General features: G+C 64.4%; 15 protein-coding genes and 1 pseudogene. 4 read left to right on the top strand and 12 right to left on the bottom strand.

Annotated elements, in window-relative coordinates; all coding sequences use genetic code 11:
- Positions 1–10 precede the first annotated feature (10 nt).
- The 12 genes from A5658_RS24555 to A5658_RS24500 all read right to left on the bottom strand — a co-directional run bounded on the left by A5658_RS24555 (position 11) and on the right by A5658_RS24500 (position 11,804).
- Positions 11–493 (bottom strand): mammalian cell entry protein, encoded by a 483-nt coding sequence (locus A5658_RS24555; RefSeq protein WP_067341531.1) that lies wholly within the window; start codon positions 491–493, stop codon positions 11–13.
- Positions 493–1,170 (bottom strand): mammalian cell entry protein, encoded by a 678-nt coding sequence (locus tag A5658_RS24550; RefSeq protein ID WP_067341527.1) that lies wholly within the window; start codon positions 1,168–1,170, stop codon positions 493–495. The genes A5658_RS24555 and A5658_RS24550 overlap by 1 nt, the downstream gene beginning before the upstream one ends.
- Positions 1,167–2,876 (bottom strand): MCE family protein, encoded by a 1,710-nt coding sequence (locus tag A5658_RS24545; protein WP_067341524.1) that lies wholly within the window; start codon positions 2,874–2,876, stop codon positions 1,167–1,169. The genes A5658_RS24550 and A5658_RS24545 overlap by 4 nt, the downstream gene beginning before the upstream one ends.
- A complete protein-coding gene (locus A5658_RS24540) occupies positions 2,876–4,036 on the bottom strand; it encodes an MCE family protein (RefSeq protein WP_067341521.1) in 1,161 nt (386 codons plus the stop codon). The genes A5658_RS24545 and A5658_RS24540 overlap by 1 nt, the downstream gene beginning before the upstream one ends.
- Positions 4,033–5,436, bottom strand: coding sequence for a virulence factor Mce family protein (locus tag A5658_RS24535; protein ID WP_067341519.1), 1,404 nt, complete (start codon positions 5,434–5,436; stop codon positions 4,033–4,035). The genes A5658_RS24540 and A5658_RS24535 overlap by 4 nt, the downstream gene beginning before the upstream one ends.
- Positions 5,433–6,503, bottom strand: coding sequence for an MCE family protein (locus A5658_RS24530; RefSeq protein WP_156751636.1), 1,071 nt, complete (start codon positions 6,501–6,503; stop codon positions 5,433–5,435). The genes A5658_RS24535 and A5658_RS24530 overlap by 4 nt, the downstream gene beginning before the upstream one ends.
- Positions 6,493–7,539 (bottom strand): MCE family protein, encoded by a 1,047-nt coding sequence (locus A5658_RS24525; protein WP_067341513.1) that lies wholly within the window; start codon positions 7,537–7,539, stop codon positions 6,493–6,495. The genes A5658_RS24530 and A5658_RS24525 overlap by 11 nt, the downstream gene beginning before the upstream one ends.
- Positions 7,539–8,741, bottom strand: coding sequence for an MCE family protein (locus tag A5658_RS24520; RefSeq protein WP_067341510.1), 1,203 nt, complete (start codon positions 8,739–8,741; stop codon positions 7,539–7,541). The genes A5658_RS24525 and A5658_RS24520 overlap by 1 nt, the downstream gene beginning before the upstream one ends.
- 8 nt (positions 8,742–8,749) lie before the next feature.
- Positions 8,750–9,592 carry an ABC transporter permease gene (locus A5658_RS24515; protein WP_067341507.1) on the bottom strand — a complete coding sequence of 281 codons (843 nt, stop codon included), beginning with the start codon at positions 9,590–9,592 and terminating at the stop codon, positions 8,750–8,752.
- A 5-nt stretch (positions 9,593–9,597) separates the two neighbouring features.
- Positions 9,598–10,362 (bottom strand): ABC transporter permease, encoded by a 765-nt coding sequence (locus tag A5658_RS24510; protein ID WP_067341634.1) that lies wholly within the window; start codon positions 10,360–10,362, stop codon positions 9,598–9,600.
- 268 nt (positions 10,363–10,630) lie between these two features.
- The gene (locus tag A5658_RS24505) at positions 10,631–11,599 is read right to left on the bottom strand and encodes a 3-oxoacyl-ACP reductase (RefSeq protein WP_082993403.1); all 969 of its coding nucleotides are present in this window, start codon (positions 11,597–11,599) and stop codon (positions 10,631–10,633) included.
- A gap of 13 nt (positions 11,600–11,612) precedes the next feature.
- A complete protein-coding gene (locus A5658_RS24500) occupies positions 11,613–11,804 on the bottom strand; it encodes a ferredoxin (RefSeq protein WP_067341501.1) in 192 nt (63 codons plus the stop codon).
- Between the two features lie 191 nt (positions 11,805–11,995).
- On the opposite strand from A5658_RS24500, the gene A5658_RS24495 reads away from it, so the two are divergent.
- The 4 genes and pseudogenes from A5658_RS24495 to A5658_RS24480 all read left to right on the top strand — a co-directional run.
- The gene (locus A5658_RS24495; RefSeq protein WP_067341498.1) at positions 11,996–13,177 is read left to right on the top strand and encodes an acyl-CoA dehydrogenase; all 1,182 of its coding nucleotides are present in this window, start codon (positions 11,996–11,998) and stop codon (positions 13,175–13,177) included.
- Positions 13,178–13,194: 17 nt separating this feature from the next.
- A complete protein-coding gene (locus tag A5658_RS24490) occupies positions 13,195–14,316 on the top strand; it encodes an acyl-CoA dehydrogenase family protein (protein WP_067341495.1) in 1,122 nt (373 codons plus the stop codon).
- Positions 14,317–14,372: 56 nt separating this feature from the next.
- Positions 14,373–15,884, top strand: coding sequence for a long-chain-fatty-acid--CoA ligase FadD17 (gene fadD17 / locus A5658_RS24485; protein ID WP_067341631.1), 1,512 nt, complete (start codon positions 14,373–14,375; stop codon positions 15,882–15,884).
- Between the two features lies 1 nt (position 15,885).
- Positions 15,886–16,185, top strand: a pseudogene (locus A5658_RS24480) (hypothetical protein); the annotation flags it as partial.

Here is a 16,185-nt window from a genome sequence, read left to right as displayed (position 1 = left end):
CGTTACGCCGCTAAATCGGCTGAATGTAGTTGATCAGCCACTTGCCGTCGAGGCGCTGGTAATCCACCCGCAGTCGGCTGCCTTCGTAAATCGGTTGCTTCGACTTGTCGGTCACCGTGCGATTCATGAAGACCATCACCGATCCGGAGTTTCGCTTGGCAACCATGATTCCCGTGCCGGCGATGCTGACCTGGCTGACGACCTCCCGCTTACGCGCCTCCGGGATGATCGCTGCGTTGGCCTGCTTCTTGAATTCCTCGCGGTACGCCGGGGTGAGCAAGGGATACACGTCGGTCAGGCTGCGCTCGACGGTTTGATAGTCGTAGCCGAGCACCTGCGGAATCTCCTTGGCGGCCAACGGCGGAAGCGTCGCCCGGGCAGATGCCTCGCCCCGCGTTTCCACCCGGTCCCAATAAAACCAGCCGGCCACCGCTGATAATCCGACGAAGGCGGTCGTCAGTAGGCTGACAGCGGCGGCGATCAGCCATCGCATCAATTGCCTCCGTCGGGGTACTTCAGGTCGTCGCCAGTCATTCGACCGTTCTCGTCCTCGTGCACGATGACACGCATGCGATAAGCGGCAGAAGGCTTGTTGACGCCTTCGCGGTCAGTCACCGTAACCCGGATCGACACCAGCACCGACGCGTTGTCGCTGACGTTGTCGATACTTTCCAGGGCCGCACCGTTGACGGCGGCCTCCGAGGTCGAATCGGTGTGACGGTACAGCGCCTTGATGTTTTCGACGTTGTTGTTGGAGCTGAGCATGCCGCGCAGCGGTCCGCTGGTTTTGTCGACGAACCTGGCTACGCTCTGGTCGATGTTGTCCTGGTTGTAGCTGAACATGTTGACGACCAACTGCGTAGCGGTGTCGACGAAGCGCTGCGCCCGAAGCTCCTTGGCATCGGCACTGCGCTGGTCGTGCACCTCGAAACCAACGCCGACACCGAGCACCGTGAGTCCGATCAGACTGGCTGCCAACGCAATCCATGCGACCAGCCTCCCGTTCGCGGGGCGGCGCGGCGGGGGACCGAGCGGGGCGTTCGGGCGCTTTACCGGCTTGGTCTCCGTCTCGACCCGAACCGTGGTGGAGGCCGCTTCGCCCGCGTGCGGTCCGGCCGGCCGCGAAGCCCGTCGCCGCGGGGGTCGTGTCGCCGTTTCGGCTTCGGTCACGTCTTCCTCGGATCACTCATCAGGTCCACCCAGTTCTCGGCACTCGATGTCTTGCCAGCCGCGAAGATACCCGTGGCTCCTGAGGGGTCCACAAACTCCCCGGTGCTCTCGTCGTACGTGGTATAGGCCGCGCCGTTGGCCTGCGGGGCCGGGCCGGGCGGCGGACCCCACGGCTTCTCGGGTGGCGGGTATTGGGCCCCCGGCAGTCCCACCGGCGGTGGCGGCGCGGGAACGGCCTTGGGGAACGGTATCTGAGGGTTCTGGGGTGGGTACGGCGCAGGCGGAATCCACGCCTGCCGTCCATCCGTCGCACCGGTGTTGGGCGGCGGCTGGGTCGGGAACGGCTGGTGCGGCGCCGGTCCGGGTCCTTCCGCTGCTCCAGGCGGCACAAACCCTGGGGCATACGGTGTGCCCGGGTCCGGATCGTTGCCCGGCGGGATGTACGGAAACTTGTTGGGCGGCAGGATGTTCAGCCCGTTCGTCATCGGGGTGCCGTACGGGATCGGCGGGCCGCGCCATGGGTTGGTGCCGATCGGCACATACCCCTTGGGGTCACGGCACAGCGCGACGGTCGGGGCTCGCTTGCCCGGGAATTCCTGGCACGGGTAGTTGCGGGCGCCGCGCACGGTCGACGGATCGTTCTGGGCCGTCTTGCAGTACAGGTCGGTCGGCATTTCCCGCAGCGTCTCATCAGCCGGAGTGCGGATCAACGGCGGTGGAATAAACCCGGTGTTGCACGGCGGATCTATGTTGATCTTGAAGTCGAGCTTGGCGCCCTCGTCCTGGGGTTCGCCGTTGGCCGACGTGATGATCGCCGCGAACAGCGCCGGCAGCACCACCAACAGCTGCTCGATCGACTTGTGATAGATCACGCCGACCCGGCCCAGGTTGGCCAGATTTGCTGCCAACATCGGGAACGACGGACGGATACCGGAGAACGCCGTGTTGGCCTGATCGACCGCCGGCGGCACGATGGTCAGCAGCGTATGCAACTGTGGATCAGCCTGTCGCACCTCGGAAGTGAATCGCGCCAGCCCATCGGACAACGCCCGGATGTCCTTGCCGGAGTGGATTTGTGATTGCAGGAACGGTCCGACCTGATCGATTAGCCGGGATGTCTGCGGAAACTCCGTATTGGCCTGATCGACTAGCAACCGGGACGATTCGAGCAGCCTGGCCACTTCCGGGCCGGATCCGTTGAAGGCCTTGAAAGTCTCGTGCAATAACTCACGCAGCCGGGTGTCGGCGACGCTGTTGACCAGCGTCTCGGACTGGTGCAGTAGTGTCGCGACGTCCACGCTGATCGCGGTGTTGGTCCGGTCGATGCGAGATCCGTTGTGCAGCTTGGTCGTAGCCGCATGCACGGGAGGAACTAGGTCGATATACTGCTCACCGATCGCCGACACACTCTTCACCGCGGCGGTGGCGTTCGACGGGACGACGGTGCCACTGTTCAGTCGCATCACCGCATCGACACCATCGGAAGTGAGGCCGACCGAGTCGACCCGGCCCACCGCGACCCCGCGGTAGGTGACGTTGGCGTTCTTGTAGAGCCCACCACCGGCGACGAAGTTCGCCGTCACCCGGTAGGTGCCGATGCCCATCGTGGCCGGCAATCGTAGGTAGAAGATCGCCATGATCGCGACGGTGATCACCGTGACCACCGCAAAGATGGCCAGTTGAACGCGAGTCAGTCGATCCAGCATCAGTTGTTCCCTGCTGGTGTGCCCGGCGGGATCTTGAACGGATCAGCGGCCTGTCCGGAGAGGTTCGCCATTTCCCCGAGCAGGTAATCCGGCGGATTGACGATGTCCTTCATGTGCAGCATGTTCGGGTCCAGCGGCCAGGACGTCGTGAAGAACGTCTCGCCCAGTCGACGCACAGTCAGATCATACGTGGTGAACACGTTCATGTAGTCGCCGCGGATCACTTGCTTGATTCCGAAGTTCGGAAAGGGGAACGTGAGCAGAAGCTGCATCGACGTAATGAAGTTTCTGCGATTATCGGCCAGCGCCTTCACATTTGCGTAGATGTCTTTCAGGTCAGCGGCGAAATCCACCTTTGTTTGCGAAAGCACATGCGCCGCAACGGTGGCGACTTTGCCAAGGGCACCGAACGCCTCGACGATCTTGTCTCGGTTCTTGTTGAGCACACGTAGGGCTTCGGGAAGCGTCTCCAGTGTCCGGCCCAGGTTGTCCTTGTTGTTGGCCAGGATCGCCGAAAACCGGTCCAACCCGTCGATGGCAGCAACGATGTCGTTGACCTGGTTGTTCAATCCCGCAGTCACTTCGGCCAGCCGGGGCACGAGGTTGGTGAACTGACCTTCGCGGCCCGCGACGGCCTGATATGTCTCGTCGGTAATCTCCTGCAGCGCACCAAGATTGCCCTTGTTGACCACGACACCGAGCGCGGAGAACACTTCCTCGGTGGTCGGGAAACGACTGGTCCGTGCCTCTTGGATGGCCGAGCCGTCGACCAGCCTGCCCACTGGCGGCTGATTAGGCGGCGCCGCCAACTCGACGTGCTGGGAACCCAACAGGGATGTCTGCGCCACGCGGGCAATCGAATTGGCCGGCAACACCACGTTTTTGTCGAGTGCCAGTTTGACTGCGGCGTAGAAGCTTCCATCGCGGCGCTGCATCGCATCGATGCCCGAGACACTGCCAACCGTGACGTCGTCGACCATGACGGGCGAGTTCTGCGGCAGGGTCGCCACGTCGGCCAGGTCGACGGTGATCGAATACGAGCCCGCGCCATGGCCAGCGGTGCCGGGCAACGCGATCGAATTCAATCCGCCGAACTGGCAGCCCGCCAGCAGCGCGCTTCCGGCCATTAATGCGCTGCCGCGCAACATGATACGCCTCATCGGCCCGCCCCGTGCTCGGCCGGCAAAGGTCCGGCCGGGGCCGCGGGAGCCGGCCGCGGACCGAAGGGCGTATTCGCCGGGGCGGGAGCGCCGGGTGTCACGCCGTTGGGCGCTGCCTGCGGAACCATCAGTGCCTGAAGGTCCGCCGGGCTCGGCGGATGCACACCGGGTGCCGGCACCCAGTGCAGATCCGGAATGGGCGTCTGCGCCTTGGCCTGGGTCGCCGGGGTGTCGTAAATGATTTGGCCCTTATACGCGGTGATCGAGTTGAGCGGGTGGAACATGATCGGCGGGTAATTGAATGTCAATCGGCGCAGGGGCGGCCCTAACCGTTCCCGACAGATTTCGGCACGCTTGTAATAGTCCGGTGCGGATATGCCGGCCGTGGTGTCGAACGATCCGCCGCAGATGAACTGGATGGGGTTGGCGAATTCGGGGATCGAGATCAGGCCGTTCAGTGTTCCCTGCGCTGGATCATAGATGTTGTAGAAGTTGGCGATACCGGGTCCGGCGACGTGGAGCACCTGCTCGATGTCTTCGCTCTGGTCGCTGAGCACCTTGGTCAGATCGTTGAGCTTGTCAACTGTTCCGATCAGCGTCGAGTTGTTCTGCTGCAGAAAGCCTTTGACGTCAATCAGCGCCTTATTCAGGGTGCCGAGGGTGTTGTCGAGGTGGTTCGAGCTCTTGGCGAGCACCTGTGATACCGAGGCCACGTGCCCGGCGAACGACACGATCTGCTCGTTACTCCCTGACAAAGCGTCGACCAGCACTCGCACGTTCTTGATCGTTCCGAAGATGTCGGTACGCGAATCTCCCAACCTCCCGGCCGCTTGCGAGAGCTCACGTAGCGAGGATCGGAACGAATCGCCGTTGCCGTTGAAGGTATCCGCGGCTTGATTGATCGCCTTGCCCAACGGGCCCTGCAACTGCCCGGCAGCGGGACTGAGTTGCTTGGCCAAATCGGTCAGCGACTCTTTGACCTCGTCCCACTCCACCGGGACCGCGGTTTTGGCCAGCGGGATGGTCGCCCCGTCGGGCAACGCCGGACCACTGGTATAGGCCGGGGCCAGCTGAATAAACCGTGCCGCAACCAAATTCGGCGACATGATGACCGCTCGAGCGTCTGCGGGGACCTTCACACCGCTATCCACCGACATCGTGATTTTCACGTCTTCGGCGCGCGGTTCGATCGACGTGATGGTGCCGACTGGCACGCCCACGATGCGGATCTGGTCGCCCGGGTAGAGGCCGACAGCGGAGGTGAAGTAGGCGACGACCTTGTTGCCGCTACGGCCCGGCCACACCACATAGACGCCGGCCGCGACCAACACGGCCAGCAGCACCACCAACGCCTGCCGCAGGCCGCGGCGACGTTCCCGTAAAGCGGAAGAAATTGTCATGGTGACTGCGGCCGTAACTTCCAGCGGTCCTGGACCATGCCACGCAGGTAGTCGGCAAAACTGGCAGGAAGCTTGCCAGGCTGAAATACCGCGTCGAACATCATGCCGACGATGGGCGCCGGCACCAGACCGTACACGTTGACGTTGAAGCCGGGCCCCGAGCCCACCACCTCACCGAGCGTGGTCGCGTAAGGGGGAAGGCGTTTCAGCGCTTCGCTGATGTAGTCACGGCGTTCGTTGAGATCGTCCAGCACGGTGTTGAGTTTGCTCAGCGCGGGACCGAACTCCTTGCGGTTGTCGGCGACGAAGCCGGACAGTTGCGCGGAGACGCCATCGATACCGGAGATCAGCTCTGCCAGCGCGGCCCGACGCGCATCGAGAGCCGCGAACAACTGATTACCGTCGACGATCAGCTTGTTCACCTGCGCGGCACGCTCAGCCAACACGCCGGTCACTGATTTGGCATGCGCCAGAAGCTGTTCGAGCGCCTCGTCGCGGTTGTTCAAGGTGCGCGACAACGACGTGATGCCGTCCAGGGCCCCACGCAGCTGTGGAGTGGCGTCGTGCAAGGCGTCGGTGAGGACCTTCAGCGACTTCTCGAACTGCGCCTTGTCCAGGTCGCCGGCATTGTGGCCGAGCTCTTCCAGAGCGGAACCCAGCGAGTACGGTGTGGTTGTCCGGCTCAGCGGGATCGTGGTGGCGATCCCCGTCCCGGCCGGGGTGATCGCAACCGCGCGCTGGCCGAGAATGGTCTCGGTGCGGATCGCTGCCAAGGACGCGTTGCCGACGTTGACGTGGCGGTCAACGGTAAATGCGACCTTGGCGGTGTCGTTCGCGAGCGTAACCGCTTGCACCTGGCCGACTTTGATCCCGGAGACGTAGACGTCGTTGCCGGGATTGATGCCGCCGGCGTCGGCGAAGTAGGCGGTGTAAGGCCGGCCCTGCGGCCAGAACGGCAGTGCGGTGTAGCCGAACGCGACCAGGACAATGCACACCACGAGAACCACCCCGAAGATGCCCGTGCGAAGCGGATCCCGGTCTTGCCTGCGGGCTGACTTATTTGGCAAAAGCGCACCTCCCTTTACTAGGATCCACCTGGCCGCCGAAGGGAATGATGATGTCGCTGCCCGCGGGCCCGTTGATCTTCAGGCTCACTGTGCAGAAGTAGATGTTGAAGTAAGCGCCGTAGGCACCAAGAGCAGACAGGCGAAGGTAGTCCTCGCCGAGTTGTTCGATGTCGTTGTTGACCTCAGGCAGCCGATCCGTGATCTCGGTGGCGAGCGGTCGAGTGTTCTCCAGGACGCCTTGCAGCGGACGGCGGGAGTTCTTGAGCAAGTCGGTCAGGTCCGACGTCGTGGTAGCCAGCGGTTGGATCGCGCCGGCTATCGCATCGCGCCCTTCGGCCAGGCCGGTGATCAGCTTCTGCAACTGGTCGACGGCATCCGAGAACTGCGCCCCCTTGGCATCCACGGTGCTCAGCACGGCGTTGAGATTGGTGATCACGTCGCCGATGGCCCGGTCTCGCGAGCCAAGCGTCGACCCGAACGCGTTGGTGTTGGCCAGCAAATTGGACAGCGCACCGCCCTGCCCCTGTAGCAGATCGATCACGTAGCCACTGATGGTATTGATCTTGTCGGCATCCAGGCCCTTGAGTACCGGGCGAAGTCCACCGAGCAGCGCGTCGAGGTCCAGCGCCGGCTGGGTGTGCCGCTCATCGATGGTCGCGCCCGGCGAAAGCTTGCGCAATTCCCCAGGGCCCGAGGTGATTTCCAGGAATCGATCGCCGACCAGGTTGTCGTAGCGGATCAGCGCGCGCGTCGACGAATACAGGGTGTAACGCTTGTCCACGGTGAAGGCCACGTCGACGGTGTTGTTCGGGTTGAGCTTGACGTCCTTCACCGAACCGACTGGCACTCCGGCGATGCGAACCTTCTGGTTGCCCTTGAGTCGGGTCGCGTCGATGAAGGTGGCGTGGTAGGTGTTCGACGGCCCGAAGCGGAATTCGCCGAAGGTCACCACCAGACCGACTGCTACCAACAGCATGGTCACCGTGAAGATGCCGACCTTGATCATCATCGAGCGCTGGGATTCGAAGCCGTCCATCAGAAGTCGTCCCGCTCGGCGAACGCACCGTGGAACAGCCATTGCAGCGTTGACGGAGCGTCTACCTGCATTTCGGTGAAGGGCTCGTAAGGGATGTTGGCGTTGTCGGTTACCAGGAACGGGGCTCGGTACCAGGAGCCTCCGGTCTGCTTGGTGGGTAGGTTCGGAAGCCCGCGGCAGTTGGGTCCACCGGAGGCGTTGACGATCGGCAGGCTCTCCGGATAGGTGTACGAGGGTGCGCCCAGGATAAAACTCGACGAGGTGAACAGACCCGCCTTCTTGACACCCAGGATAGGCGCGAATTCTTTGATACCCCGGTCGATTGCACCGAACAGGCAACCGAATTCCGGTGAGTAGTCGGCGGCGACCTTCAGTGGAGCGCGGAGGCGTTTGATCGCGTCGATCAAATTCTGCTCTGCCGGCGCCAGCGTGTCATAAGCGTTGTTGGACAAGCCGATTGCCGACAACAGGCTGGTGTTCAGGTTGGTCTGCTGGTCCACCACGGTTTTAGCGATGGTGGGGGTGTTGTTGAACACGGTGACGAGGTCCGGTGCGGCATCGGCGTAGATGTCGGCCACGGCGGCGGTCTTGCGGAAGTCCTGCTGCAGCGTGGGCAGTTTCGGATTGAGTTGCTGCGTCAAGGTATTCAGGCCTGAGAGCACTCCGCCTAGATCCTTGCCGTGTCCCCGTAGTCCTTCGGCCAATGCGCTCATGGTGCCGTTCAGCTCGACCGGATCGATCTTTTGCAGCAGGCCGATCAGCGACTGAAACAGCGTATTGACTTCGAGCGAGACCGCCGAGACCGCTAGGTGCGCACCGGGTTTCAATGCGGCGGGCGACGGGTCCTTGGGCGGGATGAACTCGACCGACTTGGCGCCGAAGACGGTGCTGCTGGCGATGTGGACGCCGGCGTTGGACGGGATGTAGTGCAACTCACCGCCATCGATGGCCAGCCGCAGTTGAGCCGCGTCTCCCGAATAGCTGACGTCGTCGACCTTGCCGATCTGGATGCCCCGGTATTTGACCTTGTTGCCGCGGTCCATCTCGAGGCCGGCGCGTGGCGCGGTGAGCGTGACGGTGTCCGTTGGCGTGAAAGCCGCTGTGTACGAGAGATAGGTCAGCACCACAAACGCCAGCAACAGAGAGGCCAGCAGCGCCGCTGCCAGCCTGACGTGAGTGCGTTGCGCACCGGTGCTTGCCACTGTCCCCCTTATCCGGAGAGGTTGAAATTACCGGACGCGCCATAGACGGCCAGTGAGATGAACAGAGTAATCACGACGACAACGATCAGGGAGGTGCGCACCGCCTGACCGACCGCTAGACCGACGCCCACCGGACCGCCAGAAGCGTTGTAGCCGTAGTACGTATGGATCAGCATCACTCCGATCGACATCACGATGGCTTGCAGGAACGACCACAGCAGGTCGGTGGGGATCAAGAAGGTGTTGAAGTAGTGGTCGTACAGGCCCGCCGACTGGCCGTTGATGAAAACCGTGGTGAACCGCGCGGCGAAGAACGAGGCCAGCACCGCGAGCGAGTACAGCGGGACGATCGCGATCAAACCCGCGATCAACCGCGTCGAGACCAGGTACGACACCGAATGCACGGCCATCGACTCGATCGCGTCGATCTCCTCGGCGACCCGCATGGCGCCCAGTTGCGCGGTGGTACCCGCGCCGATCGTCGCTGCCAACGCAATTCCGGCAACGACGGGAGCCACGATGCGGACATTCAGAAACGCCGACAGAAACCCGGTCAACGCCTCAATACCGATGTTGCCCAACGACTCATAGCCTTGGACCGCGATCACACCGCCTGATGCCAGCGTCAAAAACGCTGCGACGCCGACGGTTCCGCCGATGAGCACCAATGCTCCGGTGCCCATGGTCATTTCGGCGATCAGCCGGATGGTCTCTTTGCGATAGCGGGTGAGCGCGTTGGGTATGTAGCGCATCGACTCGCCGTAGAACAGCGCCTGCTCACCGAAGTTGTCCACCGGCCCGGCGAAGCGGTGGAAGAAGCGGCGGAAGCGCAGCGTGGCGTCGTAACTCATGGGCGTTACCGGGCCAGCACTCGAACGCCGATAGCCGTCATGATCACGTTGATCACGAACAGGCAGATGAACGCATAGACCACGGTCTCGTTGACGGCGACCCCGACGCCTTTCGGACCGCCCTTGACCGTCAGCCCGCGGTAGCAGCCGACCAGCCCGGCGACGACGCCAAACAGCAAGGCTTTGATTTCGGAGAGGATCAGCTCGCCGAGGTGGGTGAGCACGGTCAGGCCGTTGACGAACGCGCCGGGGTTGACGCCCTGTAGCAGCACCGAGAAGACGTAGCCACCGGCGATACCGATGGCCGAGACGAGGCCGTTGAGAAGCAGCGCGACGAACGTGGACGCCAGCACCCTGGGCACCACCAGACGCTGGACGGGGTCGATGCCGAGGACCCGCATCGCGTCGATTTCCTCGCGGATGGTGCGCGCGCCCAGATCGGCGCAGATTGCGGTGGCGCCGGCGCCGGCCACCACCAACACCGTCACGACGGGCCCGAGTTGGGTGATAGTTCCGAATGCGGTGCCGGCACCGGACAGGTCGGCTGCGCCGATCTCGCGAAGAAGGATGTTGAGCGTGAACGCCACCAGAACCGTGAACGGGATGGCCACCAGCAGCGTCGGGATCAGGGAGACCCGGGCGATCATCCAGGTCTGGTCGAGGAACTCACGAAACTGAAAGGGGCGCTGAAACGTCTTGCGAAAGGTGTCCAGCGACATCTCGACGAACCCGCCCACGGCCCGAGCCGGAACCGCAAGCTGTTCGATCAACCTGGTTCCCTTCTCGCGCGGGGTGTCTCCCACCTTCGACAGCGATGCTGTTGTCTTCCCCGGTTGCGCCGCCTTAGCTTCGTTCAGAGCGGCGGCGTCCGCGTGAGCGCGCCAATCGTAACTAGAACAAGTTCGGAGTGTCAAAAAACCGCAGAATTGGACAAAAGTCAGTAATTCAGCAGGTCAGAGCATTTGTGACCCAGATCATCCTGAAACGTGTTCTACTCGACTTCAGATCGATACCGAGGGTCTCGTGGGCCTCGGGCCGTCATTCCATCAATGCGGTGGCCGCGAAATTGCGCTCTGGGTCGCGACCCGCGAAGTACTCCTGCATCTGCGCACTCAGCGCGGCCGGGTCCCAGGCCTGAGCGTCCGTCGCGAACCGATGCTCGACCGTCGGCGCCGCCACCAGCGTCACCTGCGGCCCGTACACGATGAACACCTGACCGTTGACGTCCTTGGCTGCCGGCGAAGCCAGGAATCGCACCAGCGTCACCACATGCTCCGGCGAGAGCGGGTCGATCTCACCCTCGGCGACCTCAGGTGCGTCGCCGAACACGTCGGCGGTCATCGCGGTCCGGGCCCGCGGAGCGATCGCGTTGGCGCACACCCCGTAGCGGCCCAACGCCCGCGCCGCGGTCAGCGTGAGCGCGGAGATGCCCGCCTTCGCGGCGCCGTAGTTGGCCTGTCCGACCGGGCCGACCAGCCCGGCCTCCGACGACGTGTTGATGATGCGCCCGTAGATCGAACCGTCGTTGTCCTTGGCTTTCTGCCGCCAATACGTCGCGGCGTTGCGGGTCAGCAGGAAATGCCCGCGCAGGTGCACGGCGATCACCGCGTCCCACTCCTCGTCGGACATGTTGAACAACATCCGGTCCCGCGTGATGCCGGCGTTGTTCACCACGATGCCCAGCCCGCCCAACCCGTCTGCGGTGCTGATCAGTTCGTCGGCCGTGTCGCGCTGGCTGATATCGCCTGCGACGGCGACAGCCTTGGACCCCGCGGAGGTGACCTCGTCGATCACGTCGGAGGCGTTCAGGGCGGCGGCAATGTCGTTGACGACGACGGTCGCGCCGGCGCGCGCCAAGCCGATCGCCTCGGCGCGGCCAAGTCCTGCGGCCGCGCCGGTGACCACCGCGACCTTCCCGGACAAGTCGATCGCGTTCGTGCTAGCCGCCGGCGACGATGCAGACCGCCCGGCGGTCTGAGAAGGAGCAGGTTCATTGGGCGCAGTCAATTTATGAATACCTCTAGTCTTCGCGTATCAAGGCGGCTCGCGGGCACTCCGCGATCGCCTGCTCTGCCAGTGCCTCCTGGTCGGCCGGCACCGGATCGACCTTCACCACGGCGTAATCGTCGTCGTCGAGGTCGAAGATATCCGGCGCGATTCCCAAGCACACCGCGTTGCCCTCACACCGGTCATGGTCGACTTTCACCCGCACGACGTTCCTCCTTAGACGCAAGCCTGGACTGTGGCCTTGAAACGGTATGCCCACCATACGACCAGTCCCGGTCGCGTCCAGAGGAACGGTCGCTGGACCCTCGCACTAGAACGTGTTACAACCAGGGAAGCGAATGGGTAGCCGACGATGCAGGCTGCGCAGAACTCACCGATGACTGGAGGGCGGCCGGAATGCGCATCAGTTACACCCCGGAGCAGGAGGAGTTGCGCCGCGAACTGCGCTCGTACTTCACCAAGCTGATGACCCCGGAACGCCGCGAGGCGCTGAGCTCGACCTCCGGTGAGGTCGGCGAGGGCAACGTGTACCGCGAGACCGTCGCGCAGATGGGCAAGGACGGGTGGCTCACCCTGAACTGGCCCAAGGAGTACGGCGGCCAAGACCGCTCGCCGATGGACTCGCTGATCTTCACCGACGAGGCCGCGATCGCCGGCGCCCCCGTGCCGTTCCTGACCATCAACAGCGTCGCGCCGACGATCATGCACTTCGGGTCGGAGGAGCAGAAGAAGTTCTTCCTACCCAAGATCGCCGCGGGCGACCTGCACTTCTCGATCGGCTACTCCGAGCCCGGCGCGGGCACCGATCTGGCGAACCTGCGGACCACCGCGGTGCGCGACGGCGACGACTACGTGGTCAACGGCCAGAAAATGTGGACCAGCCTGATCGCGTACGCCGACTACGTCTGGCTGGCGGTGCGCACCAACCCCGAAGCCAAGAAGCATCGCGGGATCTCGATGCTGATCATGCCGACTACCGCCGAAGGGTTCTCCTGGACGCCGGTGCACACCATGGCGGGTGTGGACACCAGCGCCACCTACTACCAGGACGTCCGCGTTCCGGTGGCGAACCGGGTCGGCGAAGAGAACGCCGGCTGGAAGCTGGTGACCAACCAGCTCAACCACGAGCGTGTCGCGCTGGTATCGGCGATGCCAATCATCATGGCGCTCAATCAGGTTCGCGATTGGGCGCAGAACACCAAGGACGCCTCCGGCGCGCGGCTGATCGACTCGGAGTGGGTGCAGCTGAACTTGGCCCGTGTGCACGCCAAGGTCGAGGTGCTCAAGCTGATCAACTGGGAGCTGGCGTCGTCAGAGTCGGACTCCCCGTCACCTGCTGACGCATCGGCGGCCAAGGTTTTCGGCACCGAGTTGGCCACCGAGGCCTACCGGCTGTTGATGGAGGTGCTGGGGACAGCGGCGACCCTGCGCCAGGACTCGCCGGGCGCGCTGCTGCGCGGCCGGGTGGAGCGGATGCACCGCGCCTGCTTGATTCTGACCTTCGGCGGCGGCACCAACGAGGTGCAGCGCGACATCATCGGCATGGTGGCGCTCGGCCTTCCCCGAGCCAACCGGTAACGAAAGCTGGAGAACCCATGGACTTCAAGACAACTGAAGCCGCTGACGATCTTGGTGGTCTGGTCACCACGATCGTGGATGCGGTGTGCACACCCGAACACCAGCGCGAGCTCGACGGCCTCGAGCAGCGTTTCGACCGTGAGCTCTGGAAGAAGCTGATCGACGCCGACATCTTGTCGACCGCCGCACCGGAGTCGTTGGGCGGAGGCGGTTTTGGCGTCCTCGAGGAGGTCGCCGTGCTGGTCGGCCTCGGCCGCCAGCTGGCCGCTGTCCCCTACCTGGACTCGGTGGTGTTGGCCGCCGGTGCGCTGGCCCGTTTCGGTTCGGCTGAGCTGCAACAGGAATGGGGTGCGCCCGCGGTGGCCGGCGCCAAGGTGCTCGCCGTTGCTTTGGACGGCGAGATGGGGGATGGACCGGTGCAGGCCACGTCTTCCGGTGGCGGTTTCAAGCTGACCGGGTCGCGGACCCAGATCGCCTTTGGGCCGGTGGCCGACGCCTTCCTGGTGCCAGCCGAAACCGACTCAGGCACTTCGGTTTTCCTGGTCGCAGCCGGCGAGCCCGGTGTGACGGTGACCGCTCTGGACACCACCGGGCTGGGCAGCATCGGGCATCTGCGGCTCGACGGTGTCGAGCTACCCGCTGACCGCGTGGTCGGCGGTGAAGAGGTCGTCAGCTGGATCAAGACGCTGGGCGTGCTGGGCCACAGCGCGTTCCAGCTCGGCGTGCTGGAGCGCGGATTGCAGATGACCGCCGAATACGCCCGCGAGCGTGAGCAGTTCGACCGTCCGATCGGCAGCTTCCAGGCCGTCGGGCAACGACTCGCGGACGGCTACATCGACGTCAAGGGTCTGCGCCTGACGTTGATCCAGGCGGCGTGGCGGCTCAGCGAGGATTCCCCCGCAAGCGGGAGGTACCCCCAGCCCGCTGAGTTGGATGTCGCCACCGCGGCGTTCTGGGCCGCGGATGCCGGACACCGGGTGGCGCACAGCATCGTCCACATCCACGGCGGCGTCGGCATCGACACCGACCATCCGGTACACCGATACTTCTTGGCCGCCAAGCAAACCGAGTTCGCGGTGGGCAGCGCGACCGGGCAGCTGCTGAAGATCGGCCGTGAACTGGCGGACACCCCCGCGTAGCTGTGGCGTCCGGCGACGATGCGGCCCGCACGGCGGGCCGAGGAGGAGGCGGACCGGTGAGCAACGGCCTGCCGACTGTCGCCGATCTACTGGCACCGCTGGTTGACGTCGACGACCGAGGCGTCTACTTCGAGGACTCCTTCGTCACTTGGCGCGATCACCTCCGGCATGGCGCCGCGGTCGCTTCGGCTTTGCGCGCCCGCCTCGACCCGGGCAAGCCGCCGCATGTCGGCGTGCTGCTGGAGAACACGCCGTTCTTCTCTGCTGTGTTGGTCGCGGCCGGCATGACCGGGATCATCCCGGTGGGCCTCAATCCGGTCCGTCGGGGCGACGCGCTGCAGCGCGACATCACGCACGGCGATTGCCAATTGGTGTTGGCCGACACGAAATCCTCTGCGACGCTTGGCGACATCGAACACGTCAACGTCGATTCGCACGCGTGGAACGACGAGGTCGCAGCGCACCGCGACGCTGCGGTGCGGTTTCGGACCGCGTCGCCCGACGACCTGTTCATGCTGATCTTCACATCGGGCACCAGCGGCAACCCGAAGGCGGTGATGTGTAGCCACGGCAAGGTCGGGATCGCCGGTGTGACGATGTCCGAGCGATTCAGCCTCGGACCCGCCGACGTCTGCTACGCCTCGATGCCGTTGTTCCACTCCAACGCGGTGCTGGTCGGGTGGGCGGTGGCGCTGGCCTGTCAAGGCTCAATAGTGTTACGGCGCAAGTTCTCCGCGTCCGGCTTTCTGCCGGACATCCGCCGCTACGGCGCAACGTACGCGAACTATGTCGGCAAGCCGTTGTCGTACGTGCTCGCCACACCCGAGCGTCCGGACGACGCCGACAACCCGTTGCGGGCGGTGTACGGCAACGAGGGCGCGCCCGCCGACATCGAGCGCTTCGCTACCAGATTCGACTGCCGGGTGATCGACGGATTCGGGTCGACCGAGGGCGGCATCGCGATCGGCCGCACCCCGGACACCCCACCGGGGGCGTTGGGTCCGCTGCCGGACGAGGTGCAGATCATCGATGTCGACACCGGCCAGCCGTGTCCGGTCGGTGTGGTTGGCGAGCTGGTAAACGTCGCCGGCGCAGGACGTTTCGAGGGCTACTACAACGACCCCGAGGCCAACGAGCAACGGATGGCCGGCGGGATGTATCACAGCGGTGACCTCGCCTATCGCGACGAGGCCGGCTATGCGTATTTCGCGGGACGGCTCGGCGACTGGTTGCGGGTCGACGGCGAAAACCTCGGCACCGCACCGATCGAACGGGTGCTGGCCCGCCATCCCGACGTGACCGAGGTTGCCGTGTACGCGGTGCCGGATCCTGCCGTCGGCGATCAGGTGATGGCCGCGCTGGTGCTGGCGTCCGACGCGGAGTTCGACCCGGACAAGTTTCGTGCGTTCCTGGGCGAGCAGAACGACCTCGGACCGAAGCAGTGGCCCGCGTATGTCCGAATCAGCTCTAACCTGCCGAAGACGGCGACCTTCAAGGTGCTCAAGCGGCAGCTGACGGCCGAGGGTCTGGACTGTGACGACCCGGTGTTCGCGATCCCGCGGGTTTAGCGTGTCCGTGGACGAATTGCCGGGGACGGTCGGGATCGCTGTCGCATCGGCGGACGGACGGGCCCAGTCGTTCGGCACGTGGACGTCCGGCGTCGCGTGGTCGACGATCAAGGTGCCGTTGGCGGTCGCGGCTCTGCGCGCCGGGGTGTCGGCTCCTGTCGATCTCGTTATCACCGACTCGGACAACGCAGGGGCCGAAGAACTTTGGGCTCAACTCGGCGACCGTGCCCGCCAGCTCGTGCGCGTGCCGCCTCCGGTCACTGGCGCCCCCTTCGCGCATCCAGCCGCCCGACCGCGTCCA

Source organism: Mycobacterium sp. 1245111.1 (genome assembly GCF_001673405.1).
GTDB lineage: Bacteria > Actinomycetota > Actinomycetes > Mycobacteriales > Mycobacteriaceae > Mycobacterium.
The sequence above is the reverse complement of the archived record's forward strand: the minus strand, read 5'-3'. Positions and strand labels throughout refer to the sequence as shown.

Bases quoted from the DNA above. Each gene is read 5' to 3' on its own strand.
- A5658_RS24535 (WP_067341519.1), bottom strand. From the start codon at position 5,436: ATGACAATTTCTTCCGCTTTACGGGAACGTCGCCGCGGCCTGCGGCAG.
- A5658_RS24540 (WP_067341521.1), bottom strand. From the start codon at position 4,036: ATGAGGCGTATCATGTTGCGCGGCAGCGCATTAATGGCCGGAAGCGCG.
- A5658_RS24525 (WP_067341513.1), bottom strand. From the start codon at position 7,539: ATGGACGGCTTCGAATCCCAGCGCTCGATGATGATCAAGGTCGGCATC.
- A5658_RS24515 (WP_067341507.1), bottom strand. From the start codon at position 9,592: ATGAGTTACGACGCCACGCTGCGCTTCCGCCGCTTCTTCCACCGCTTC.
- A5658_RS24555 (WP_067341531.1), bottom strand. From the start codon at position 493: ATGCGATGGCTGATCGCCGCCGCTGTCAGCCTACTGACGACCGCCTTC.
- A5658_RS24490 (WP_067341495.1), top strand. From the start codon at position 13,195: ATGGACTTCAAGACAACTGAAGCCGCTGACGATCTTGGTGGTCTGGTC.
- A5658_RS24545 (WP_067341524.1), bottom strand. From the start codon at position 2,876: ATGCTGGATCGACTGACTCGCGTTCAACTGGCCATCTTTGCGGTGGTC.
- A5658_RS24495 (WP_067341498.1), top strand. From the start codon at position 11,996: ATGCGCATCAGTTACACCCCGGAGCAGGAGGAGTTGCGCCGCGAACTG.